Source organism: Metabacillus sp. cB07 (assembly GCF_016839225.1).
GTDB classification, from domain to species: domain Bacteria; phylum Bacillota; class Bacilli; order Bacillales; family Bacillaceae; genus Bacillus_P; species Bacillus_P indicus.
Map to the genome: position 1 here is coordinate 3830036 of NZ_CP069296.1, position 24644 is coordinate 3854679.

A 24644-nucleotide genomic window follows, 5' to 3' on the forward strand; every position below is an offset into this window, starting at 1 on the left:
CTACAAAATTTTATTAATAACAGCTTTTGCCGTTTTTTCCTTCATTCTTTTCGTATTTTCTTCGTCTTGAATCCCAAGACCGATACAGATCAGGTCAATGATAAAAAGCTGTGACATCTTCGCGAATATCGAACCGCCTTCTAAGGGGAGCTCTTTTCCTGATGTAAGAAGAACTAGATCAGCTATTTTTGTAATTGGTGATTTGGCATAATTCGTTATAGCTATAATTTTCGCACCATTATTTTTGGCATACGTGAGCGAGTCAATAATATCTTTTGTACTTCCAGACACACTCAGCCCTATTACTACATCCTTTTCAGTAAGTGTTGCAGCAAGCATTGACTGGAAATGCGGATCTGAAATCGCATCTGCCCGCTTTCCAATGCGCATGAGCCTGCTTTTCGCATCGAGCGCTGTTATACCTGAAGTTCCGACACCGAAGAAATACAAGGACTTCGCTTGAGAAATAATTGAAATAGCTTCATCGAGTACTTCCTTAGTAATCAGATTTTTACACTCTTCAATGGTGTAGTGGATATTTTGAAAAAAATGGCTGATATAGTCATCCGGCCCAGCTTCTTCTGCGCTAAACTGCTTCTGCGCGGAAAGATCCTGGGCAAGCGCAAGCTTAAAATCCTGATAGCCTTTAAATCTTATTTTCCGGCAAAACCTCAAGACAGTGGCATCTGCTACAGAGGCAGCCTCCGCAAGTTCTGTTACAGAAAAATAAAGAATCTCCTCCGTTCGTTCATTAACCACATTCGCTACCTTCAATTCTGCTTTAGTGAAAGAGTCAGAGTAGCTGTTAATCATCGTCTTAATTTTCAAATGGTTGGACAGAACCGATTGAGTCATTTACATCCCTTCTCTCTTTAGATCAAATACTTGTGATATGCGGCCAATGAATTTCAATTCCCTGCTGGATAAGATGGTTCTGAAACGTTTGAAGAAGCTCGGGCTCATTGCGGATTTCTGCTGGACGTTTTCCAGTATCAAGTGACATAGCGGCAAGATAGCCGGCTACTTCTCCAATATTCCATTCCACAGGATGAAGTCGGAAACACCCATTTGTTAAGTGAGTCGTGCCGATGTTTTTACATGCAGGTATCAAATTTTTCATTCTTACAGGAATAAAGGCTCCCAATGGGATTTCAAACGGATAACTATTGTCATAATAGAACGTGTTCGTCACAGTGGTAATATGAAGGTCAATATGATAGCAGCCTACTCCAACGGTATCAAAGAATTTCGGTGCCCCGTCCCGGCAGTTTGCGCTAATATGTGTTTCATCCACTCTGAATTGAGACTTTATTCTCCGTGATTCCCGAATATATGGAGCTTTTGCAAGGCCATCCTCTGTCCCAGTGACGTCTGGTCTCAGACGTATTCCGGGGTATCCCTCCCCCCCGTCCGGACGCGGTGCTTCTGTCTGAAGCCAGTACAGGAATGATAAGGTCAGCTCCTTTGCACCTTTTTTATGTCTTTCAGCTTCCTCATCCGTCACCTCATATATCGGCCCTAAAAAATAATCATTTTGCGGCCAGTTAAGTAACGTCAGGTCTCCTTTAAAAAAACCTTTTTCAAAGTTAGAAGGATCAATAATCCTTCTGTAAGACCAAAGAGCAAAGAGCCCGTCATCATCTTTATCAAACATGCCGAATTTCTTTTCTTTACCTGTAGATGAATCCGGTCCGTACCAGCTCAAAATGCTGTGAGGCGAATATGACGGGATAAATCCCTTCCAAAACTCGTAAGATGCGGGCTTTTCAATCGTATGATCTTCACCTTCTATGTAATCTATTGCTGCTACATGTGTAACAGGCTGCATATCCAGTGGTTCCGTTCTATCAAGTGCACTTGGTTCTCCTGTTTCTTCTTTTGCTTCCGCACCTGTCACATATTCCGTACCTGTCAAAGGAAGCAATTCCCCTACATCTGTGCCGTCTAAGAAGTATTCAGCTTTAATCTTTACCTGTTGCTTTGTTCCTGTATGCTGAAGTTCAACAGATTGAATTTCGTCTTCTGATACTTCAGCCCTAACTGCTTTAAAACAAGTCATAACAGTCAGCGATCCATTACTTACATAAGGAGCGAGAAGAGTTGTAAGAAGCTGCAGAGAGACTTTCGGTTCATGAGCGATTCTGCTGACCGACGAGTTGCCTATATCAAGTCTGTCATTTTTCATGGCATCACTGGTAAGCGGATAATTGGAACGATAATAACCGCGTACATCATTGCGGAATTTCCGGTACGTTTTGGTGCAGCCGAATTGTTCAATCCATCTATGTTCATCCGGGGGAACAGCCTGGCTTGTCAGCTGTCCCCCAATCCAATCTGATTCCTCCGTCAGCACGACTTTCTTTCCGGATTTCGCTGCCGAATAAGCAGCTAAACATCCGCCCAGACTTCCCCCTATGACAGCTATTTCAAAGGATAGATCCCTTATCATCCCATGCATTCTCCTCTCGGCACATTATGAAAGCGCTTATTTTAAAACGATTATAACAGAGTATTTTGAATTTTGTAGATTTTTTTCAAAATAAATTTTATTTCTGAAAAAATAATCTTTTTTTTCAGAAAACAATGTGCTATAGTCAATTCTAACAACACGGCTATGTAAACAGGGGTGCTTATTTATATGTACTTTAATGACAACAGGAAAAATGTAAGCGGTTAAAAGGAGGGGGGAGAACTCGAACTAGTTTCTTAGTTGATAGAGAGCGAATTCCGTTTTAAAAACAAGGGGGATGTTTTTAATGAAAAGTAAGTGGAAAAAATACGCTTTACCATTTGTTGTTTCTAGCTCGCTTTTGCTGACTGCCTGCAACTCCGCATCATCTACTGATGCAAAACCTGATTTATCCAAGATTGATACAGATCCTCTGGGAAAATATGAAACTCCTATAACATTAACCACTGCAAGATCCACAAACAGCAGCTTCAAGTTTGTTGAAGGTGATGACCACAAAAACAACATGTGGACCCGCTATATAGAAGAGAAGCTAGGTATTAAAACAGACTATAAATGGATTGTTGATGACTCACAGTATCAGGAAAAGCTAAGCGTAACCATTGCTTCAGGCGAAATTCCCGACCTTCTTTACGTCGATCAGAGTCAGCTTTCAAGGCTTGTTAAGTCAAAAATGACTGCAGATATGACGGAAATCTTTGATAAGGTGGCTTCTGATCAACTGAAAGAGATTTACAATCAAGATGGCGGGAAAGCTCTTGATTCAGCTAAATTTGACGGAAAACTGTTAGCTATCCCAAGAGTAAGTGCCGCTTTAACAGATCAAGGCTATATCGTATGGATCCGTGAAGACTGGCTGAAGAAATTAAATCTTGAAGGCCCTAAAACGATGGATGACCTCATGAAAATCTCAAAAGCTTTTACCGAAAACGATCCTGATGGCGACGGAAAAGATGATACATACGGCCTTGCCATCAGCAAAGATTTATGGGATGGGTATGGAGGAGCGACCGGCTTCTTTAACGGATATCATGCCTATCCAAATATCTGGACTAAGAATGATAAAGGAAAACTTGAGTATGGCTCTGTTCAGCCAGAAATCAAAGACGCTCTTTCTGCTTTAAATAAAATGTATAAAGAAGGTCAAATCGATCCTGAATTTGGGGTGAAAGACGGATCAAAAGTTTCTGAAGACCTAGCAGCAGGAAAGATCGGCATTCAGTACGGGAAAACCTGGAACCCTGCATTCCCGCTTAATACAAGTCACGAAGCTGATGGCGCGATGTGGAAACCGTATCCAATCGTATCAGCCGATAGTGAACCGGCCAGACCGCAGCAATCCAATGTTGCTTTCGGCTATTATGCTGTAAGCAAAGATGCAAAAAATCCAGAAGCCCTTATCAAGCTGCTGAACCTCTATGCTGAAACAGTTTGGGGACCAAACAGCGAGAAAACAAAAGACTTCAGATATGATAAGAAAAACCAGATTTCTACGTTTGACTACGGTCCGGTGACAGTTGAACCGCCGCTTTGGACAATTGAAAATCATCTCGACCTCAAAGATGCCATCGTTCAGAAAGATCCATCAAATCTAAAGTGGATCTCTAAAGACTCTTACGAAGCGCAAATGAAATACTTGGAAGGCGATGATTCACAATGGGCAGAGTATATGATCAACAGCCCAGAGGGTGCATACAGTGTCATCAATAAATATATTGAAGAAGACCTGTATTTGGTCAATGAATTCACTGGGGCACCTACTAAAACAATGGGCAAGAAGCTTACAACTCTTGAAAATATGTGGAAAGAAATGGCCCTTAACGTCATAATGGGCAAACAATCTCCTGAAGACTTTGATAAATTCGTGAAAGACTGGGAGAAACTTGGCGGATCTGACATGACAAAAGAAGTAAACGAATGGAAAGATCAGCAAAAATAAGAGAATTTAAGAAGAAAAGGGAAGTTTACTGCTTTCTTTTTCTTCTCATTTTTTTGCATAAGGAGGTTGTCCTGTGAAAACGAATCATGCTCTGTCATCAACCGTACCAGCAACTGCTGCTCAAAAAAAAGTCAAAAAGAAAAGAAATTATTCGACTCTTCCCCTTCATTTGATGATTCTGCCCGGCTTAATCCTGGTTTCCATTTACAGCTACGGACCGATGATCGGTCTTGTAATGGCTTTTCAGGACTACGATCCTGTACTAGGTTTCTTCGCTTCCGATTGGGTGGGACTTGAGAATTTCCAATTTGTCTTTAGTCTTCCTAACTTCTCTGACGTGTTCTGGAATACCGTAAGCATTGCTGTCCTGAAAATAATTGCAGGTTTAGTCGTTCCGATCACCATAGCGATTCTTTTAAATGAAATCGGAAAATCCATGATCAAGCGATCGGTGCAAACTCTTATTTACTTGCCTCATTTCCTGTCCTGGGTAATCCTTGGCGGTATTTTAATAGACATTCTTTCCCCTTCAACCGGAATTGTAAGCAAAATGCTGACAGCTCTCGGAATCAATCCGCCGTTTTTCCTCGGTGATAACAATTGGTTTCCTTCCGTATTGGTTGCCTCTAATACTTGGAAAGAATTCGGTTTCAGCACCATCGTTTATTTGGCAGCTATCTCAGGCATCAACCAATCCCTTTATGAGGCAGCAGCCGTTGATGGAGCCAAAAAATGGCGTCAGATCTGGCACATCACACTTCCTGGCATGAGGCCAATCATTATCCTTATGGCTACATTAAGTCTTGGATCTGTACTTAATGCCGGATTTGATCAGGTATTTAACCTGTACAGCCCTATCGTCTATGAGAGCGGCGACATCATTGATACATTCGTCTATCGTCTAGGTTTACTCGAAGCACAATATGGCGTTGCAACAGCTATAGGATTATTCCAATCTATCATCTCATTTGGATTAATCTCGCTTTCCTACTTCCTTGCCTATAGATGGGCGAACTACAGAATCTTCTAAAGAAAGGGTGACTTTGGCTTGGTAGAGGGCAATTCGTTTGGCTTAAAAATTTTCAAACTCGCTAACTATGTCTTTTTAATATCGTTATCACTTCTATGCATTCTGCCTTTAATAAATATCTTAGCTATTTCGTTCAGCTCAAACACCGCAGTAGCTTCTGGAGAAGTAACTTTTTGGCCCGTCGGATGGACAACCGCTTCCTATCAGCTGATCTTGGACAACCCACAGTTTCTAAATGCAATTGGAGTGACCATTCAAAGGGTTGTACTTGGCGTAAGTATCAATTTGCTGCTCACAATCCTGATTGCCTATCCTCTCTCTAAAGAGGTCAATGTTTTCAGGATGCGCACTTTTTATGCATGGTTCTTTGTGTTTACTATGCTGTTTGGCGGAGGCCTTATCCCGTGGTATATGGTCGTTAAAAATACTGGACTGCTTGACACAATCTGGGCTTTGGTCCTGCCTGGAGCCGTACCTGTATTTAACGTCGTGCTTCTGCTGAACTTCTTTCGCGGCATTCCCAAAGAACTTGAAGAAGCTGCTTTTATGGATGGAGCAGGTCATTGGACAATACTATGGAGAATCTATGTACCTCTTGCCCTGCCAGCGCTGGCGACCATTTTCCTCTTCTCGATCGTCGGTCATTGGAATTCCTGGTTTGACGGCATCATCTTTATGAATTCGCCTGAAAACTACCCACTTCAAAGTTACCTGCAGACCATCATCATCCAGAGAGATCTTAGCCAGATCACATCCGATGAAATTGATGCCCTGCTGAACGTATCAGACCGAACCTCCAAGGCCGCCCAGATTTTCGTTGGCGCTCTTCCCATCCTGCTTGTCTATCCTTTCCTTCAGAAGTATTTTATGAAGGGAATTGTTATGGGAAGCGTGAAGGAGTAGGCTAGACGTAATCAATAAAAAATAATAAAAGCCGGAGACATTTTACTCGTTGTAAAATGTCTCCGGCTTTTTCATATCAGAGGTTTGCAATGCCCTAGCCTCTTAATTCCATCGGACAACCATTTGAGTTTACTATTTCGTAAGAGATGTTTGGTTTTTGCGGAGTATTTATTCATCAGAGGTACATTAAAAGGGATTTATAGAGTGTGAGATTCATTTCGCCAATTTCTTCATCACAGCAATGTCTCTTCCGTTAATCACTGTTTTTTCCCAAGTATGCTCCTGATTGGCTTCTAGGATTTCGAATCTGGCAATGATTTCTGAGTGTCGTTCGTTGTTTTCCTGGCGCATTTGTCGAAGAGCTTCTTTCATTAGGTTCTGTATCTCTGAGCTCCTATCGTTATTCAAAGCATCTTCCCTAAGTACACTTTTTAATTCTGAAAACTCTCTTATTAATTCAATTTTGAAGTCCTCTATCTCATTTGTAAGTTTCATTAGCAGCCCTTCAATTCGATCTGCTTGTTCTTGATTCATTTTTTGAGCTCCTTTCCGTATTTGGCATTCAATATTAATCATTAGAAGTTAATTAAAAAACATTAAGTGTAAGTCTCTTCTAATTCTTCTAAAGATGGAATTACTCGTCTTTTAGAGTAATTTAAGCAATTTCCAACTACTTTATCTTCTATAGGACATTCAATCTTTTTATTCACCTATTTTTCTTAACTAGCTCTAAAACACGTTTCTTAAATTCAGCATCAGCAATTTCTTTCCTGATAACTTTCTCAACCAATTCTTTTTGTTCGGCAGTAACGTAGTTTCCTTCGAGCTCAATGCTCACTTTTGCCTGTTCCAATGCCTTTTTTATTAACACTGCCTACCACACATCCTTTAGATATCAAATGCCTTTCAACTCCAACAAATCCCTATACATAGCCTCATTCGGATGAAAATAACCACCCTTTCCGTCTCCAGCCAGCAGCGAACTGATCCACTTGCTCATCGCTACTTGAACAATCGAATCTATATCCAGGTAGTCTTCTCCGAAAAGGACATTTTCACATTGTTTATTTAACCTAGCTACTAGAGTCCGATTTTTCGTTTTAGCAAACGTCAGATGTGATAGTAAGCTCAGATATTCGGTAATGACTTCTTCATCAATGGCTTCAGATCGGAAAACCTCGTGAATTGCTTTTCTGAGCAATTGAACTAGATTCTTTTTATCCTTGGCTTTTAATCCATAAAGGACAATGCCATATCGGTTTTTGTCGTTAACCAGGACCAGAAATTTATGCCTGTCGATTTTCATTGCATTGGCATGCCATGATAATAAAGGGTCTGTTTCTTCAGCCTCAACAGGGGTAACTTTCAGTTCGTCGAGTAGTTTTTTTGTACATTGGATTAGCATGGGACTCTCCTTTATGTATAGAAGCTATAAATAACATATCACTCTTTACTCAAAAATAAAAAGCGGGCAGCCATTTAATCAAAAAGCTTCCCGCTTATTACTTTATTCACAGTTCCCTCCTATTGCAATACACTAATTCTCCCCTCTGTCACCACATCAATAACCCCTAAATCCTTAGCATAATCAATCAAAACTTCCGCATCTGTCCGTGCACTCTGCTCATCTACAAGCAATTCACTATCTTTAAACATCGTATAGCCGTCTCCGCCGTTAAATACATAATTCAGCATGGCGACTTTGTACGTTTTTTGCATGTCAATCGGTTCATTGTTGACTGAGATCATTTCTACTCTTGATCCCGCTGGTTTAGCAGGATTATAGGAATAGGTCATGCCTGATACCTGCATAAATCCGCCGCCAAGGTTTTCGACTCTTGAGACTCCGTTCTCGAGAGCAGCTTTGATGGTTTCTCCTTTTACGTCTGCCAGAATCACTTTGTTTTGAAAAGGAAGAATGGAGTAGGCATCACGCAACGTAAATTCCCCTGCAGGAATACTGGTCCGGATGCCGCCTCCGTTCATCATGCCGATATCCGCATTGTAAAAAGAACGGTAGCTATCCGCTACAAAGTTGCCGATATTCGTTTCCTGATATCGCGTTTCATGGTTATCTCCATAAACCAGAGGAGTCTCTAATCTTGCTATTGGTTTGCCAAGCTCTTCTTCCAGCTTATTTTGATAATAGTCTGCGAGCTTTTTCAATTCCGGATCTTCCGGCACCGTATGATCGACCTCTATTACTGACGGTTTAAGTTCAACGCCTTTTCCGCCTTTGGTGATATCCAAGCGAATCATGGAGCCGAGGTTTCCTTCTGGAGCAAGGATGTATCGATTATTTTCATATTCATGGATAAAAGATTGATCCTCAGCTTGTTCTTCCGTAAACACGGCATTAATTTCAGGGACTGCTGCCAGTAGTTGTTCATCCTTCTTTAATGATTCTTGTGTTAACGCAATGACAACATCTACTTTTTTTGTCTCTTTCATTTTTTTAACTGCTTGTTTAGCAGATTGAATAAGGTCCTGCTGAACCACTTTCCCGTCTGAGGATGTCGTGTTCATATCATCCGTCAGGCTAATAACGCCAATTTTAATCCCCTGTTTATTCATAATTTTGTAGGTCGGAACATCAGCAAATGGCTTTCCTTCTGTATCTGTAAGATTAGAAGACATCCATTCAAAGTCAGATTGCTCAACCAGTTTTTTTGTCACATCAGATCCAAAATCAAAATCATGCTGACCGAAGTTTGCGAGATCAATGCCAATTTCGTTAAAGGCTTCAACCATTGGAAACCCCTGGTACACAGCGCCAAATAACGTGCCGCCACCTAAGTCTCCACCAAATGCTACTGCTGTATGTTTATTCTCGCTTCTTACACGGTCAATGGCTGTTTTAAGCCTTGCGACGCCGCCCCTGTCTCCCAATTTGTTAACGACCGGACTAATTTCATGAGCATCGTTGAAATACAGGACTGTTGCCTTTCGAGGCTGATCTTTAGCTTCTGCACTTACGTTGCTAATTAATAAAGAGCTGATAACCATAACGAAACTTAATAAGACAAGAAATAAGCGATTCATAATCATTCTCCTTTTTATGTAGTAAATTCCATTCCTTTTAAGTGTACAAGAAAGGTGTGAAGCGGATGTTACAGGTTTGTTAAAATGTCGATTTTCGTGGCTACACCACTCAACACTACAAAGGAAAATTTTCCTCGCAAACGCTTAAATTAAATAAAAAACAAGAAATTTTCAATAAAATGATTGATTTTTCGTGTTTTTGGATTTAGACTGAGTTTAGTTAAATTATCTGAAAGGTGGAAAGATTACGCATGATCACCGAAAAAACAAACATGACTGATTTTAATATGAATTTTTTTAGTCTTAAAGGAAAGACAGCCATCATCACTGGAGGAAATTCAGGGCTGGGGCAGGGATTTGCGCTTGCACTTGCGAAAGCCGGTGCTGATATTTTTGCCGTCAGCATGGCAGAGGACGATAATCAGACGAAAGAACTAATTGAAGCTGAGGGCGTCAAGTTTCACTTGATGATTGCTGATATTACAAAAGATGGTGTATGTAAGCAGATCGTCGAAGAATGTTTACAGACATATGGAAAAATCGATATTTTGATGAATAACGCCGGAATCGGCATTAATGTAAAAGATGTTACGCAGTTTACTAGACTTCAATGGGACAAGATGGTTTCAGTCAATCTGACGGCAGCGTTTGAGCTTGCGCATGAAGCGGCTAAGCATATGATTGAGCAAAAAAGCGGAAAAATCATCAATACATGCTCCTTGTTTTCATACCTCGGAGGTCAATGGTCGCCGGCGTATGCAGCTACAAAACACGGTTTAGCTGGTTTTACGAAAGCCTATTGTGATGAATTGGCACAATTTAATATACAAGTAAACGGCATTGCGCCTGGATATTTTGCGACAGATGTTACGAAGGACACGAGAGCGAACCCAGAAAGCAATCAGAGAGTTCTGGATCATATCCCTGCAAACAGATGGGGCAATATCGTTGATTTAATGGGAACAGTTGTCTTTTTAGCAAGTGACGCGTCCAATTATGTAAACGGTTCCTTGGTAAATGTAGACGGCGGTTACCTAGTCCGATAGATTCGTATCCAGCCAACTAAAATAAGCACTAAAGGAGAATGAATAATGCAAACACAAACTAACCACAAACAAATGATTGAAGAGTTAAAAGCACTGCTGTCAGCGGAACAGGTCGTAACGAATGAAGAGGCTTTATACGATGCTTCTGCAGACCGTTATAAAAAATATGCAAAAACAAAAAAAGCACTTAACGTTCCAACTCCGATTGCGATCGTCTATCCGCTTGCTACTGAAGATGTGAAATCGATTCTTATGTCCTGTAATGAAAACGACATTAACGTGATTCCAAGAAGCGGAAAAACAGGCACAGAGGGCGGATTGGAAAACTGGAAAGAAACATCAATTGTAGTTGACGGATCAAAAATGAACGAGATCATCAACATCGATACATACAACATGCAGGCTACTGTTCAAACAGGCGTGAAGCTGCAAAAACTTGAAGATGAGCTTCGCAAACTGGGATACACGACAGGTCATTCACCTCAATCTAAGCCAGTTGCTCAGCTTGGCGGATTGGTTGCGACAAGAAGTATTGGTCAGTTCTCTACTTTATACGGCGCAATTGAAGATATGGTTGTCGGATTGGAATGCGTATTCCCAGAAGGCCAAGTGTCTAAAATTAAAAACGTGCCAAGACGTTCAGGCGGACCTGACATCAGACATATCGCCATTGGTAATGAAGGTGCCCTTTGCTATATCACGGAAGTGACAGTCAAAATCTTTAAATACATGCCTGAAAACAACGAGTTCCACGGCTACCTCATTAAAGATGTAGAAACTGGAATCAAGATCCTGAGAGAAGTCATGGTAAACGGCTTCAGACCGTCCGTTGCCCGTGTTTACTCGGAAGAAGATGCTAGACAGCATTTCGAACACTTCTATAAGGACAAATGCGTCTTAATTTTCACAACTGAAGGTCCTGCTGGGATCGTTAAAGCGACAAACGAAGGAATCTTAGAAGCTGTTGAAAAGTTCAAAGACGGTGTTATTGAAAAAGTAGATTCTTCTCTAATCGAAACATGGTTCAATCACTTGAACTGGGATGAAAGCAGAATCCAAAAAGAGATTCAGGACATGATTGATCATAATTCACATGATGGATTTACGACAGAAGTGTCTGCTGACTGGGATAGCATCGTGAAAATCTACAATAACGTCATTGCTAGAATTAAAAATGAGTTTGACAGAGTCGAAGATTTAACAATGCTTGGCGGTCACTCATCACACAGCTACCTTAACGGAACAAACATGTACTTCGTCTACAATTACACGATCAACTGTGCACCGGAAGACGAGCTGCGAGTTTATCACCACCCGATTCACGAGATCATTATTGAAGAAACGCTGAAGCTTGGCGGATCTATGTGTCATCACCATGGCATCGGAAAATATCGTTCAGAGTGGACGAAAGACGAGCACGGTTCAGCTTACTACATGCTAGAAAAGCTAAAAGAAGCGTTTGATCCGAAGGGCATCATGAACCACGGCACGATTTTCCCGCAGCCAAATGAAGTGAAGAAATATATTAGAAGCTGATAGGAGCCCAATTATGAGCAAAAGATATATCATGGGGATTGATAACGGGTCACAAAGCACGAAAGTAGCAATTTTTGATTTAGAAGGCAATGAAGCTGCTTTTGGCTCATGCTCGTTACAAGAGACTTTAACCCCTGAACCAGGTATTGTTATACATCCAGATGAAGACTTGTGGGACAGTGTTTATCGTGGAGTGAAAAATTGTTTAGAGAACTTTAAAGGTGACAGGACAGCGATTGAAGGAATCGGATTGTGCACGATTCGCTGCTGCCGAGTACTGCTGAAGGAAAATGGTGATTTAGCCCATCCAGCGATAAGCTGGATGGATGCTAGATTATCAGAACCATATAAACATGAAGATGATCAGGTGAAATTCGTAACGACCACTTCCGGCTACTTAGGGCTGAGATTAACCGGAGAATACAACGATACAGCAGGCAATTGTGAAGTGCACTGGCCGCTCGACCGTGAAACATTAGACTGGTCGAAAGACGACGAAGATATAAAAGCTATGGGCCTGACAAGAGACATGCTGTTTAACCTAGTAAAACCAGGAGAAAAATTAGGATCTCTCCGTAAAGAACTGGCAATGGACTTCGGTTTAAAAGAAGGAATACCAGTCGTTGCGACATCAAATGATAAAGCCGTTGAAATGCTGGGCTCAGGCATTAACAAAAAGAACTCCATCATGATTTCGCTTGGAACATTTATTTCAGCTATGGTTCTAAGAGATGAGTATTATGAAAACGCTAACAACTTCTTCCCCACTCTTGCATCCGTCCCGTTTAAATACGTATATGAATCGACTGGAATCAGACGCGGATTATGGACTGTCAGCTGGTTTAAGAAATTAATCGGCGAAGAACTGGTGACGGAAGCAGCTAAGCTTGAGATCTCAGAAGAGGAATTCCTGAACCGCAAAGCTAAAGACGTGCCTGTAGGCAGTGATGGCCTGATCACCATCTTAGACTGGCTGGCTTCTCCCGCTGCACCTTACCGAAAAGGGATCATGATCGGGTTTGATCAAAGACACACAAGATATCACATGTACCGCTCCATACTAGAAGCGATTGCCTTCAATATTAAAAACAACATCGATGAAATGGCAGAAGAAATAAACCTTGAAATCGATGAAGTAGTCGTCAACGGCGGCGGTTCAAAAAGTGACGTCATGATGCAGATTATCTCTGATCTATTCGGGCTGCCGGCACACCGGCGAACAGGAAGCAGCTGTGCGTGCCTAGGCGCCGCTATCTCTGTAGCAGCTCATCTATCAATCTATGATGATTTTTCGGAAGCCATTGAAAAGATGGTTAAAACTGAAACGACATTCTACCCAGATTCAAACAGCCATGCTTTTTACAACGAATTGAACAACACAGTTGTTAAAAACGTCAGACAACACACGGATAACATACTGAAATTATCGTATCCGATATTTAAATAAGAAGTGGATGGTGCCCATGAAATCAGCTAATGTCAAAAGATATTTTCAGTTTTTACTTATCGTTTTAGCAGCAGGTGCTATTTTTCCTTTAATCTACCTTCGAACCAATTACCAAGAAACGATCTTAGAAGTTTATGGAATGACCCTGCCGCAGTTAAATACCATTTTCTCTGCATTGGGCATCGCCTTTATTGTCGGATATTTTCCGAGCGGATGGATCTCGGATAAATTTTCTGCCAAGAAACTGATTTCAATCTCCTTGTTATTCGTAGGACTAGCCGGAATCTGGTTTGCCCAAGTACCGAGCTATCCGGTTGTCATTTTCATTTTCATCATCTGGGGGATCTTCTCCGTTTTAACGTTTTGGTCTGCCCATCTTAAAATCGTTAAACTTATTTCGAAAAAAGAAGAAGAAGGCCGTTTTTTTGGAGTGCTGGACGGGGGCAGAGGAGTAGTTGAAGCCGTTTTAGCCAGTATTGCCGTCTTCCTTTTCTCAAGAGTTTTGGGAGCAAGTACAGCTGTCGCAGATAAAAAAGACGCACTAGTAAACGTCATCTATATGTATTCCGGAGTACTCATTGTTGTATCGATATTAATTATGATCTTCGTAAATGTTGACGGAAACAGTGAAAAAACTGAAGCAGTGAGCGAGAAAAACGAACCGAAAGCAAAAGGTTCTTTCAAAGATGTATTCTCCAACAGATTTGTATGGCTTCTTGGTGGCATCATATTCATGAGCTATATTGTCACATGGACGATTTACTACTTTGGCGGATTCCTGCAAACGAATATTGGAATCAATGCTTCCATCGTAGGTACGGTCACGGTCATCATGCTATGGATGAGGCCGGTCGGCGGAATTGCGGGCGGATTCTTAGGGGATAAGTTTGGGAAGAGCAACATCCTCATCATCGCATTAGGATTGGCAGCAGCACTCTTGATTATGATCTCTGTCCTGCCTGCTTCACTGCCTCCTTACCTCTTTTACGCATTGGTTATATTGAGCGGCTTATCCGTTTATACAATCCGGGGCCTTTACTGGTCACTTCTAGGTGATTGTAATATCGCCGATGAAAAACTGGGCCTTTCCATCGGATTGATTTCCTTTATCGGATACTTGCCTGATATCCTATTGCCTTTAGTCATGAGTATGATGATTTCATCGTTCGGTGATGCGGGCGGATACAATGCCTACTTCATATTCAGTGCAGTAGCCGGTGCATTAGGTATCCTGATTACAGTGATCTTTAAAATGGGAGTCGCTAAACGAGCTACCATTACTGTGAAAGATGACATTTCAGTATAAGGCGTCTATCATCCAGGTTGTTATACTACCAAATTTTTGGTGTATAACAGCCTCATTTTTCGTTACTCCCCCTGTTAAGCAAATACACATATTCCTGTATAATGAAGGTAACAGATTGGCCGTTTCCTCGTTTACGAACCGATGATTTCTAAGATCTTTTGAAATCGTTCAAATACATCCCATGCTCCTGAGAAAATGATGGACGACCCGCCATTTTCTAAATGAAAGCGAGTGATATTCTATGATAAAAGTCGTGACAGACAAGTTAACTAAACTTGAAGAAGAACTGCATGAGAAGCTGTCAAAAGCCGTCTCTGAAGACAATAAAATAAAAATAATCGAAGCCGCTGAAATTGGCGAGGTCTCCCCTTCCAAAGTGTCCAAATTGGTACGCAAGCTAGGCTTTGATAATTTCAAACAATACAAGCTCTACTTCAGCGGTCAGGAAATGAATTTAGAGAAGCACAAGAAATCAAACGAAGTTGAACGGTTAATGCGCTTTTTGGAGAACTTTGAATCTGAAGTCATAGATGATTTTGTTTCCATTTTTCAAAAGTACGATAAAATCATTCTATTCGGCCTTGGGCCCTCTTTTATCGCTGCAGAATACTTCGCCTACAAACTTGCGACGGTATCGGATAAAAATGTGACGGTCACACAGAGCGAAGATTTCGCGGAACGACTGGCAGATGAAAAGACGCTGCTCATCGTCCTTTCCGTGACCGGAAAATTTTCTTCCTTTCATCCTTTATTTCAGAATGTGAAGAAAAATGGCTCAAGTATTATGCTGATCCTTGAAGAGTATGTGAATACGAAGGAATTTCTTGCGGACTATATTTTTCATTTATCTAAGTTCAGTCAGGGCGAGGCGTTACTCCCATTCGAAAAAACTAGAACAGTGTTTTTCATTGTGATTGAAGAGATCATTGCGAAGCTGTCTGCTTTGAATCCTTCAAATTAATTTTCAGGCTGACCCTCTCACTATTAATGAGAATTCAGCCTCTATTAGAGACAAATAAAAAGTAAGCGTTTTCTTACAGGCAACTTGGAGGAGGAGCAAAATGAAGTCATTGAAGCATTGGGTGTTTTGGCCGCCCTTTCTATTTGTATTAGCAGCAAGTGTCTTAAGCTTCACGAACAAAGAGGCATTTATAAAAATCACGACTGGTGCGAATGACTGGGTCATTGCAAACGTCGGCTGGGTTTTTAGTTTAGCCGGCCTGTTTATGGTCGTTGTATGTGTCGGTGTCTACTTCTCTAAATTAGGAAAGATGAGAATTGGAGGGGAAAACGCAAAACCTCTTCTATCCTTCCGCAATTGGTTCGCGATCACGTTAACCACAACCATTGCAGCAGGCATTACCTTCTGGGGAATTGCAGAACCTATTTATCATCTTGTTGAGCCTCCAAAAAGCATGAATCTGGAACCTAACAGCGCAGGGGCAGCCATCTTCTCGATGTCCACCATGTACCTTCACTGGACAATAACTCCCTATGCCATTTACTGCATTCCCGCTTTAATGTTTGCGTTTGCCTATTACAACATGAAACAGCCTTTCAGCATAGGCTCAACGCTTGCACCGCTCCTCGGAAATAAGATACACGGCAAATGGGGAAAAGCACTTGATGCCGTATGTCTGTACACATTAGCTTTAGGGATGGCAGCAGCAATGGGGACAAGCATTCTCAATTTAGCAGGCGGTGTCAATTATTTATCCGGCCTCAAAAGTGCCCCGCTGTTATGGGCTGTCATTGCAGCAGTGGTGATGACAACATTCATCATCTCAGCTTCAACAGGACTCATGAAAGGGATCCGCATCCTTTCAGACATCAACTTTAAATTATTCCTGTTCATCATCATCTTTATCTTTTTAGTCGGACCTACTTCCTATATCCTGAACTTAGGAACCGAGTCTTTCGGCTATTATTTAACACATTTCTTTGAGAAAAGCTTATTTACCGGCGCTGCAGCAAACGACCAATGGCCGCAATGGTGGACCACCTTTTACTGGGCAAACTGGTTTTCATGGGCCGCTCTTACAGCCTTATTCCTAGGAAGAATTGCATACGGCCACACCGTCAGAGCCTTTATCATCGTGAACTTTGCCTTGCCTGCCGCTTTCGGCGGAATCTGGATGACCATCTTCGGCGGAACCTCCATCTACCTGCAGATGAACGACGGGAAATTTGGCGAAATCTTAACCACCAGCGGACCGGAAGCACTGGTCTATGCGGCACTGGAAACTCTGCCATTATCAGAATTTATCATCCCGATTTACCTGTTTATAGTCTTCATATCCTTCGTGACCTCAGCCGATTCTACCCTCGCAGCAATGGGAGGCATCAGTTCCAAAGGCATTACAGCTGAAAGTCCAGAACCAGGCATCTTCATTAAAGTCGTATGGGGTATCACCATTAGTGCGGTCGCTTGGGTGATGATCAGTTTTGCTAAGATTGATGGAATTAAAATGCTTTCTAATTTAGGCGGAGTGCCTGCTGTTTTATTGCTTATTGGGATTGTATTTGCTCTAATTAAAGTGGCTAAAGAGCCTAGGAGGTATGATCGGACGGTGGGGGAAACTATTGAGGAGAAGAAAAAGAATAAAGCAGGGTGAAAAATCATTTTAAAAAACGCATCTGTTTTTTTGGCAGGTGCGTTTTTTATATTCCTTGTATCAAGGACGTTTAACGTTCTTCTTAAATATTGTCGAATTATTTAGGTGTTGCAATCTACATCATTTGTTCTATATTAAGAGCCTGGATCGGGAGAAAATATCCCAATAACTAGAAATAACTAGCATTTTTTTCGTTATTTACATACGATTCAAATTCTATTGGAGTATTTTTTCTCAAGTTTTTCTTCTCATCTTAGTTCTAGCATAGATAAAGTCCGCTACTATTGGTCTTTCTTAAGAATTTTATCCGGAGGTGATTGTTCAATTCGTTTCATGGAGTTTCAGCTTGTAGCTTAATCCTTAAAAAATATATTAAAAAACAAACTGGAGGAATTAAAATGGGTATTATCAGCGGCAAAGTAGCAGCTTTAGCATTAACAGGATCACTAACAGTAGGCGCTTTTGGATTTGCATTTACAGGCGACGAAACGGTATATCAAGTATAAGCACAGTTTGAAGGTTTGAAAAATATGGTGACAGCATATGAATTTTCAAAGAACGCTCTATTTGAAAAAATCGGTCTTGTAAAAGCTGATGCAACGGAAAAATCGTATAAGCTAAGAACCAAATCAACGACCTTGAAGCCGAAAAATCTTTACTGACAATAACAAATGCAAAATTGACTGCTGAAAGAGACCAGCTACTTGCTGAAAGAGACCAGCTACTTGCTGATAAAGCACAGCTTGAAGAGTTTCTTGCTTCTGCTAACGCTAATAAAGCACGTTTGAATTAAAAATTAGATGCTGCTAACGCTGAAATTGAAGAGCTTAAGAGAGAAGTTTCTGACCAGAGTGACAACTAGCTGATTTGCAAGCAGATTATGATGCACTATTCACTGAAAATGCAGCAAACAAATCAGAAGTTGAACGCGCGAATACCGAGGTAAAGAAAGCTAACGATAAGGTTGCAGAATTAGGAGAAGTATCTTCTAACGTTCAGGATCAAACTGAGAACCTTCAGCCGATGACTCAAGAAGAGTTAAATGCAATCAGCACTGAGAATCAGCCGGATGTATTTGATGCTGAGATAGTTGTTCAGAACTTACAACTAACTTATATTCAAGATGGCTAATCAGACGCATTCAAAGCTGCTCACCCTGACCTAAACACTCAAGAGGGGGATAGAGTTTGGAGAATTACAAACAATAACAAATTTAAGGTATATGTAGAGTACGTTAAGGGTGGAGAGAGTGGCGAATTAGTGGCAAACCAGTCAGACTTTCTACATGACTGAATCAGGCGGTACAATGATTATAATATGGCAGGATGAAAATAGGGTTTGGAAACAATCTACTAAGGCTGGCGCTTAACAATTCTTACTATTTAAAATACACGGCTGCAGATTTGAGCAGCTGTGTATTTTTTTTATTGCTTTTATTATCTACAAACTTCTCAATCAGTGCCTATTCCATCAAAAGTTTCATCACAGAAGTCTACTTGAGTATTTAGAAAAAACTCAAGTATAGAGGCTTGGACATCCACTCTGTGGTGAAGAATAAACAAATTCCTAAAACTCCCGTTCATAATGGAGAATAAATCCGTCAACTGCGTCCTGATCTTCTCCTCTTCGACGGCTAGAAATGGTTCGACACCTCACAAACGGATTTAAGGTAAAATTAAACAATAGCGCTCAGTTTTTGAAACAATGCTTTACATGGCCTCCTCATAACCAATCAAGCAAGGAAGTAGACTCAAAGATTAAAACTTTTCATCTTCATGCCATTTCCACGCGCTTTTAATTATATCTTCTAATTGATATTTTGCCTTCCAGCCAAGTTGGTTAAACACTTTTTCTGAAGAAGCAACTAATCTAGCTGGGTCACCGTCCCGACGATCACTCAAGGCAATATTTGCTTTAATACCTGTAACCTTTTCACATGTTTCAATTACTTCTTTGACCGAGAAGCCGAGCCCATTGCCAAGATTATAAGTTTCAGTAGAAACTTTATTATCTAAAAGTGCTTCAAGGCCTAATATATGTGCTCGAGCCAGATCAGTAACGTGAATGTAATCACGTATGCAAGTACCATCAGGAGTATCATAATCTGAGCCAAAAATAGCAATTTGTTCTCTCTTTCCTAGTAAGTGCTGTAATACTAAAGGTATTAAGTGTGTTTCCGGGTAATGTTTTTCTCCAATTTCTGCTGATTCAAATGCACCAGCAGCGTTAAAATAACGGAAAATCACATATTCAAGGTTATATGCTTTTGAAAAATCAGCTAAGATTTTCTCAATCATTAGCTTCGATTGTCCATATGGATTAATAGGATTAGTTATTGTATCTTCGTTTATAATATGTACATTTGGAATACCATAAGTTGCAGCAGTTGAAGAAAAAATAAACTTTTTCACATTATGTTTAAGCATAACTTCTAATAATGTTAGGGTCGATGCAACGTTGTTTTGATAATACTTGCAGGGATCTATAACAGATTCCCCTACTAAACTGTTTGCTGCAAAATGCATGACGGCATCGATAGGATACTGCGTAAATATCTCATCTAAAAATTTTCGATCTCCTAAATCACCTTCAACAAAGACAGCTCGATTATCAATCGCTGAAAGATGGCCAGTTGAAAGGTTATCTAATACAATGACCTTTTTCGATACCACTAACTCTTTTACAAGATGGCTACCAATGTAGCCCGCACCACCTATTACTAAAATCATGTCTAGACCTCCGTTATTGTAGACTAATTTTTAAATTCCCCTATCAATTTATGGTCTATCTCTTTTTTTATTTCTCCTGGTATTCCAACAACAACCACATTATCTGGAATATCTTTTAATATAACAGAGTTAGCGCCAATCATTACATTATTTCCTATTTTAATATCTCCTAAAATACATGCTCCTGCACCAATAAAACAATAATCTCCTATTTTAGGTGCTCCTCTACCGTTTCTTCCACCAATGGTTACATTTTGCATTATTTTATTATATTTGCCTATTTGAGCTTCCTCATGAATAACAACCCCTAATCCATTGTGGACGAATTCAGTACCTATACCAATATTAGCTTGATAAGGTATTTCGCAAGCAAAAAAGACCCTCATTGACTTCTTAATAATTTTAGGTACTAAAGGTATTCTTCTACTATATGAATTTTGCATTAATCTAAAGCATTGCGTGGCTAAACTCGATGTCCTTTTTTCCAATTTAAATCACTCCGATAAAGTATTTTTTTATCTACACTATATTTTTCATTCTCTTTAGTTCTTGTATCATTTATAATGCATCCTAAATACATAAAGAAAAGCAAATGAACGCCAATTAATCTCGAATTAAGAAAGAATAAATTTTCAGTTTGACTCAATAAAAAGAATCCCACAAAAAAACTAATATACTCTAAATTTTTTAATCGAATTGATTTAACAAAAATATATATATATAAAATAATAAACAAAAAAGTACTAATTAATCCATAATCACCCAGTATTTGAATAAAGGCGTTGTGCGCATCTCTAACATTATAAATTAAGAAATAATTTTCACCATTCCCAAACATGGTCAAGCCATTATTAATAGTGGTTATCCAAAAATCACCTCGTCCTGAAGTTATATCTGCCCCTGTACTACTCCACTTACTAAAAAACAGGTTATAGATGTAATCAAAAGAGAAATATATCACAATTAAGGTAACAAAAATCGTTATTAACTTTCGTATAACTGCTAGATAGGAGTTATTATCACTTTTGAAAATAATCAAATAATGTAAAATAGCGATAATTAAGAATGCTAACAGCGATGTTCTGGATCTAGTAAAATAAATTAATGTAGTAAACAATATTATTGAAAAATAGACAAATTTATTATCTACATTTTTTATATTTAATAAGACTAATAAAACAATGCCACCTATACTAAACAAAATTCCTAAGTTATTATTCCCCATACCAATACTTTCAGGTTTTAGTAAATAAATAAAAGGAATTATAGAAATTACAAAAGAAAATAAGAAAAGATTTTTATATAATTTAATACTATTTGAAAAAAATACTATAGGTAAAACCAAACTATAAAGAACAAATTCAAATATTTGAAAATTTTCATGAAGGAGTTTTGAAAAAAATAAAGAAATGATTAGTAATTCCCACAACATTAGAATCAATATCTTTTCTCTATTTAATCTAACTTTATTACTTAAAACAAAATAAAAGAAAACAATACTAAAGCCAAATGTAAATATCCATTTATTTTCTATATCATTTGGGTTGATTGTATAATTTGTCATAAGATTCCCAATAAACATGAAAGTAGTAATTATCAAAAACAAAATATTTTTTTTTATGTTAACTTTCATTTTTTACTCCCTTATATAAATTATTCAGGAATAACCTGAAGAATTCCGCCCAACAAAAAGCTTAAACTTGTTACAAATATTCATTAAAATGATAAGAACGTAATCCTAAATTCCTTTCCTTACTAATTTTCTTATTATCTTATTTAATGGGGTTAAGATTAAATCTTTCTCATATTTATTCATCCCTAACTTCCACATTAATAATATGTAAATCATTAAAAACAATACTAATTTAATTAACAAAGAAAGTACTTGTGAATTTAAGTTAATATATGATATTAGGACTCCAGGACCAATCATTATTAGTAATAAAATACTTATCTTTCCTATTTCTGACCAAAATTTAATAATATTTATCCTTATTTTCTTATGATAGTAAATATTCATAATTATTCCGTTTCCCACTATATAAGCTGCACTTGTTGCTATTGCTGGTCCTAGTCCTCCATATTGTATGGCGAGCGGAATGGAAATAACTACTTTTAATAGTGCCATGCCCAAAAAAACAATTGTTCTAAATCCATACATATTTTTAGCTTGAAGAATTGTTAAACCTATATTTTGGATTAGATCAATAGTGAATGGAATCATTATTACCAAAGTAATATAGTAGGCCTCTACGAAATCTTCCCCTACCCACATAATAATGAATTCTTTTCCAAATAATATAAACCCCGTCACTATTGATCCTAAAATTAAATATTGCAACCGGCCAACTTTAATAAATATACTAGAAAGTTCCTCAATAGGTGCATTTGAAACTACTTTTTTTGTAATACTGGGAAGAAAAACACCTGAAGTTGCTGTTGATAAGGTCATATAATACATTATTATTTGTGCTGCTATTGAGTATATTGCAACAGAAGCCGTACCATCTATTATTCCTAAAATTACCTGATCTGATCTCCAAAAGATTTGATCCATCACTATACCAATAAATATATAGAACGAGTACCCAAACATTTCTTTTAAGAGGGTTTTATCCCAAGAGTGAAAGCGAATTTTGACTTTTAATTTTTTAAAAGTATATAATATTTTAAAAACTACACCTAGAATGCTTATACCTGCTTGAATTACTATTAAAATTAATGCATTTGCCTCAATGGTAAACACAGCAAAAACAATAACTGGACGAATTATAGTTTGTATTATAGCTAGACTTTTCAAAAAAACAAACTTTTCATGAGCAGTAATGATTGAGTTGAAAACAGCTGTAGATATTGTAATTACAACGGTTATTAAAATTACAACATACATTTTATGGGCTGTTTCTAATTCTGCACTTGTCAACGAATTAATGAATACTTCATCTAAATAAAAATAGAAAATTATTCCTACTAATATTAAAACCAGTGTAAAAATAAAATAGATAATAGTAGATAAAAAGAGGATATTTTCTTTACCTTTCTCATCTTTTAAAGCAATACATCTCGAATAATATCGTGTTACAGTATTAGATAACCCTCCGTCAAACAAACCTAAATAAATTAAAATCGAACCCATTAATTGAAATAAGCCGTACTCACCTTGTCCTAATGAATAAATTAAAAAAGGTATATATATAAAACCAACTAGAGCATTGGTAATCGTTAGAATATACGAAAGCAATACTCCTGCTTTTTTTTGGTTAACTTTCAAAGCAATTACCTCAGTTTCGAATAGATTATATTAGTTAAAAATACGACAAGGAAAGGAGGAATTAATTGAATATGTTATACATAATATAAAAATAAAAAACTTTTAATAATTATATTTTCTCGCTCAGAAATAGATGAGTTTGTACTAATAGTATAATTTGAGTATTAACAATTTGTTATATATCATTTTAATAAATTATATATATTGCTCTCCCAAATTGTCTTACTAAAATATTCAGTGTATAACTTACTTGAGCTTTCGCCCATCGTTTGGCGCAATTTATCATTTTTTAACAATTCGAGTACTTTCTCCTCAATATCAGATGTATTCTCAAGATCGACTACATAACCAGAATAATTATCTTTTACACTTTCCGGTAAACCACCTTTATTAGATACAATACAAGGGATACTGTTCTTCATCGCATCTAATACTGAAATTCCTTGTGTTTCTTCAAGACTTAATTGCAAATAAATATCTGCATGTTTATATAATTCTTCAACATTTTTAACAAATCCTATAAACTCAATATTACTATTATTTTTTGTTATAGCCCTACACTCATTAAATAGTTCTCCTTCTCCGGCCCAAATAAACTTTACATTCTTTTTTTTACTAGTGACTCTTTTCGCAACTTCTATCCATTGCATCGGATTTTTATATTCTCTTAAATGACCTAAAGTTAAAACAATTTTTGTTTCATCTTTTTGATGACTTACTGTTGTAATACTCGAATAATTATATAGCACATTTACATTCTTATTTTTGACAGACCAATTTTTTATGATTTCTTCTTTATTAAAATTAGATACAGTTATAAGCTTATTATCCCCAACTAGTTTTGAGAATAAATACTTGATTATTTTAAATAGACCCTTAAATTTCTTAGGTTCTTTTGCTGTGGAGTGAACAAAAAATAATAATTCTTTTTTTAAGCCTGCTAAAAAGATTGTTGAAAAATCTGACATTATACCCCATTGAGTAAAAATAATTTTACTGATTTCATATTTCTTACAATAACTCAATATCAAAAAAAGGATGTGGAAATTCTGTATAAGTTTTCTAAATATTCCTGGGTATGGGGGATCATTTAGGATTTTATAATGTATGTTATGTTCCTTTAAAATATTGACTTGAGTACTGTCCAAAGTGTTACTCAAAAAAATAATATATATTCTATGATTGTTTTTTATACAAAAACTAATTAAATTATTGTGAAAAGTTCGAACTCCTCCCATTTTTCCAAATCTACTAACAATGAGTATTTTATGCAAAAAATTCACCCTCCCTCTAAACCTTCTGATATATAC

21 protein-coding genes are annotated in these 24644 nt (G+C 38.3%); 10 read left to right on the forward strand and 11 right to left on the reverse strand.

Annotated elements, in window-relative coordinates; all coding sequences use genetic code 11:
* Together JOJ89_RS19525 and JOJ89_RS19530 are read right to left on the reverse strand one after the other, a co-directional pair.
* On the reverse strand, positions 1-855 hold the full coding sequence (locus tag JOJ89_RS19525) for a MurR/RpiR family transcriptional regulator (RefSeq protein WP_242524638.1): 855 nt from the start codon (positions 853-855) through the stop codon (positions 1-3).
* A gap of 22 nt (positions 856-877) precedes the next feature.
* Positions 878-2449 (reverse strand): FAD-dependent oxidoreductase, encoded by a 1572-nt coding sequence (locus tag JOJ89_RS19530; RefSeq protein WP_203289095.1) that lies wholly within the window; start codon positions 2447-2449, stop codon positions 878-880.
* Positions 2450-2756: 307 nt separating this feature from the next.
* Between JOJ89_RS19530 and JOJ89_RS19535 the strand changes: the two genes are divergently transcribed.
* From JOJ89_RS19535 to JOJ89_RS19545, 3 genes are all read left to right on the forward strand, one after another.
* Positions 2757-4409, forward strand: a complete 1653-nt coding sequence (locus JOJ89_RS19535; protein ID WP_203289096.1) for an extracellular solute-binding protein — start codon at positions 2757-2759, stop codon at positions 4407-4409.
* A 172-nt stretch (positions 4410-4581) separates the two neighbouring features.
* Positions 4582-5439 carry an ABC transporter permease gene (locus JOJ89_RS19540; protein WP_203290393.1) on the forward strand — a complete coding sequence of 286 codons (858 nt, stop codon included), beginning with the start codon at positions 4582-4584 and terminating at the stop codon, positions 5437-5439.
* 18 nt (positions 5440-5457) lie between these two features.
* Positions 5458-6342 carry a carbohydrate ABC transporter permease gene (locus tag JOJ89_RS19545; RefSeq protein ID WP_203289097.1) on the forward strand — a complete coding sequence of 295 codons (885 nt, stop codon included), beginning with the start codon at positions 5458-5460 and terminating at the stop codon, positions 6340-6342.
* Positions 6343-6555: 213 nt separating this feature from the next.
* Here JOJ89_RS19545 and JOJ89_RS19550 read toward each other — a convergent pair whose 3' ends face one another.
* The 4 genes from JOJ89_RS19550 to JOJ89_RS19565 all read right to left on the reverse strand — a co-directional run bounded on the left by JOJ89_RS19550 (position 6556) and on the right by JOJ89_RS19565 (position 9384).
* Positions 6556-6876, reverse strand: a complete 321-nt coding sequence (locus tag JOJ89_RS19550) for a hypothetical protein (RefSeq protein WP_203289098.1) — start codon at positions 6874-6876, stop codon at positions 6556-6558.
* A 172-nt stretch (positions 6877-7048) separates the two neighbouring features.
* Positions 7049-7213, reverse strand: a complete 165-nt coding sequence (locus tag JOJ89_RS19555) for a hypothetical protein (RefSeq protein ID WP_203289099.1) — start codon at positions 7211-7213, stop codon at positions 7049-7051.
* A 24-nt stretch (positions 7214-7237) separates the two neighbouring features.
* A complete protein-coding gene (locus JOJ89_RS19560; RefSeq protein ID WP_203289100.1) occupies positions 7238-7747 on the reverse strand; it encodes a DUF6933 domain-containing protein in 510 nt (169 codons plus the stop codon).
* Between the two features lie 119 nt (positions 7748-7866).
* Positions 7867-9384 carry a bifunctional metallophosphatase/5'-nucleotidase gene (locus JOJ89_RS19565; RefSeq protein WP_203289101.1) on the reverse strand — a complete coding sequence of 506 codons (1518 nt, stop codon included), beginning with the start codon at positions 9382-9384 and terminating at the stop codon, positions 7867-7869.
* 251 nt (positions 9385-9635) lie between these two features.
* Here JOJ89_RS19565 and JOJ89_RS19570 point away from each other — a divergent pair, with 251 nt between their 5' ends.
* From JOJ89_RS19570 to JOJ89_RS19600, 7 genes are all read left to right on the forward strand, one after another.
* Positions 9636-10430, forward strand: a complete 795-nt coding sequence (locus JOJ89_RS19570) for an SDR family oxidoreductase (protein ID WP_203289102.1) — start codon at positions 9636-9638, stop codon at positions 10428-10430.
* Positions 10431-10475: 45 nt separating this feature from the next.
* Positions 10476-11966: an FAD-binding oxidoreductase gene (locus JOJ89_RS19575; protein ID WP_203289103.1), complete on the forward strand. Its 1491-nt coding sequence runs from the start codon at positions 10476-10478 to the stop codon at positions 11964-11966.
* A gap of 13 nt (positions 11967-11979) precedes the next feature.
* Entirely contained in the window at positions 11980-13413 is a 1434-nt protein-coding gene (locus JOJ89_RS19580) for an FGGY-family carbohydrate kinase (protein WP_203289104.1), read from the forward strand.
* A 16-nt stretch (positions 13414-13429) separates the two neighbouring features.
* The gene (locus tag JOJ89_RS19585; protein WP_203289105.1) at positions 13430-14719 is read left to right on the forward strand and encodes an MFS transporter; all 1290 of its coding nucleotides are present in this window, start codon (positions 13430-13432) and stop codon (positions 14717-14719) included.
* 241 nt (positions 14720-14960) lie between these two features.
* Positions 14961-15680, forward strand: a complete 720-nt coding sequence (locus JOJ89_RS19590) for a MurR/RpiR family transcriptional regulator (RefSeq protein WP_203289106.1) — start codon at positions 14961-14963, stop codon at positions 15678-15680.
* Between the two features lie 100 nt (positions 15681-15780).
* Complete coding sequence (locus JOJ89_RS19595) at positions 15781-17334, forward strand: BCCT family transporter (RefSeq protein ID WP_203289107.1); 1554 nt, start codon at positions 15781-15783, stop codon at positions 17332-17334.
* An 867-nt stretch (positions 17335-18201) separates the two neighbouring features.
* On the forward strand, positions 18202-18465 hold the full coding sequence (locus JOJ89_RS19600) for a hypothetical protein (protein WP_203289108.1): 264 nt from the start codon (positions 18202-18204) through the stop codon (positions 18463-18465).
* A 626-nt stretch (positions 18466-19091) separates the two neighbouring features.
* Here JOJ89_RS19600 and galE read toward each other — a convergent pair.
* From galE to JOJ89_RS19625, 5 genes are all read right to left on the reverse strand, one after another.
* Entirely contained in the window at positions 19092-20063 is a 972-nt protein-coding gene (gene galE / locus JOJ89_RS19605; RefSeq protein ID WP_203289109.1) for a UDP-glucose 4-epimerase GalE, read from the reverse strand.
* 23 nt (positions 20064-20086) lie between these two features.
* Positions 20087-20551 (reverse strand): serine O-acetyltransferase, encoded by a 465-nt coding sequence (locus JOJ89_RS19610; RefSeq protein WP_242524639.1) that lies wholly within the window; start codon positions 20549-20551, stop codon positions 20087-20089.
* Positions 20527-21696 (reverse strand): O-antigen ligase family protein, encoded by a 1170-nt coding sequence (locus JOJ89_RS19615; RefSeq protein WP_203289110.1) that lies wholly within the window; start codon positions 21694-21696, stop codon positions 20527-20529. Before JOJ89_RS19615 ends, JOJ89_RS19610 begins: the two co-directional genes overlap by 25 nt.
* Before the next feature lie 105 nt (positions 21697-21801).
* Positions 21802-23334 carry an oligosaccharide flippase family protein gene (locus JOJ89_RS19620; RefSeq protein ID WP_203289111.1) on the reverse strand — a complete coding sequence of 511 codons (1533 nt, stop codon included), beginning with the start codon at positions 23332-23334 and terminating at the stop codon, positions 21802-21804.
* Positions 23335-23516: 182 nt separating this feature from the next.
* Positions 23517-24608, reverse strand: coding sequence for a glycosyltransferase family 4 protein (locus tag JOJ89_RS19625; RefSeq protein ID WP_203289112.1), 1092 nt, complete (start codon positions 24606-24608; stop codon positions 23517-23519).
* Positions 24609-24644 lie beyond the last annotated feature (36 nt).

What these genes read in the sequence shown, in the direction of transcription:
- JOJ89_RS19585 (WP_203289105.1), top strand. Translation starts at nt 13,430, where the DNA reads ATGAAATCAGCTAATGTCAAAAGATATTTTCAGTTTTTACTTATCGTT.
- JOJ89_RS19535 (WP_203289096.1), top strand. Translation starts at nt 2,757, where the DNA reads ATGAAAAGTAAGTGGAAAAAATACGCTTTACCATTTGTTGTTTCTAGC.
- JOJ89_RS19590 (WP_203289106.1), top strand. Translation starts at nt 14,961, where the DNA reads ATGATAAAAGTCGTGACAGACAAGTTAACTAAACTTGAAGAAGAACTG.
- JOJ89_RS19580 (WP_203289104.1), top strand. Translation starts at nt 11,980, where the DNA reads ATGAGCAAAAGATATATCATGGGGATTGATAACGGGTCACAAAGCACG.
- JOJ89_RS19570 (WP_203289102.1), top strand. Translation starts at nt 9,636, where the DNA reads ATGATCACCGAAAAAACAAACATGACTGATTTTAATATGAATTTTTTT.
- JOJ89_RS19530 (WP_203289095.1), bottom strand. Translation starts at nt 2,449, where the DNA reads ATGATAAGGGATCTATCCTTTGAAATAGCTGTCATAGGGGGAAGTCTG.
- JOJ89_RS19575 (WP_203289103.1), top strand. Translation starts at nt 10,476, where the DNA reads ATGCAAACACAAACTAACCACAAACAAATGATTGAAGAGTTAAAAGCA.
- JOJ89_RS19540 (WP_203290393.1), top strand. Translation starts at nt 4,582, where the DNA reads ATGATTCTGCCCGGCTTAATCCTGGTTTCCATTTACAGCTACGGACCG.
- JOJ89_RS19525 (WP_242524638.1), bottom strand. Translation starts at nt 855, where the DNA reads ATGACTCAATCGGTTCTGTCCAACCATTTGAAAATTAAGACGATGATT.
- galE (WP_203289109.1), bottom strand. Translation starts at nt 20,063, where the DNA reads ATGATTTTAGTAATAGGTGGTGCGGGCTACATTGGTAGCCATCTTGTA.
- JOJ89_RS19595 (WP_203289107.1), top strand. Translation starts at nt 15,781, where the DNA reads ATGAAGTCATTGAAGCATTGGGTGTTTTGGCCGCCCTTTCTATTTGTA.
- JOJ89_RS19560 (WP_203289100.1), bottom strand. Translation starts at nt 7,747, where the DNA reads ATGCTAATCCAATGTACAAAAAAACTACTCGACGAACTGAAAGTTACC.
- JOJ89_RS19550 (WP_203289098.1), bottom strand. Translation starts at nt 6,876, where the DNA reads ATGAATCAAGAACAAGCAGATCGAATTGAAGGGCTGCTAATGAAACTT.
- JOJ89_RS19565 (WP_203289101.1), bottom strand. Translation starts at nt 9,384, where the DNA reads ATGAATCGCTTATTTCTTGTCTTATTAAGTTTCGTTATGGTTATCAGC.
- JOJ89_RS19615 (WP_203289110.1), bottom strand. Translation starts at nt 21,696, where the DNA reads ATGAAAGTTAACATAAAAAAAAATATTTTGTTTTTGATAATTACTACT.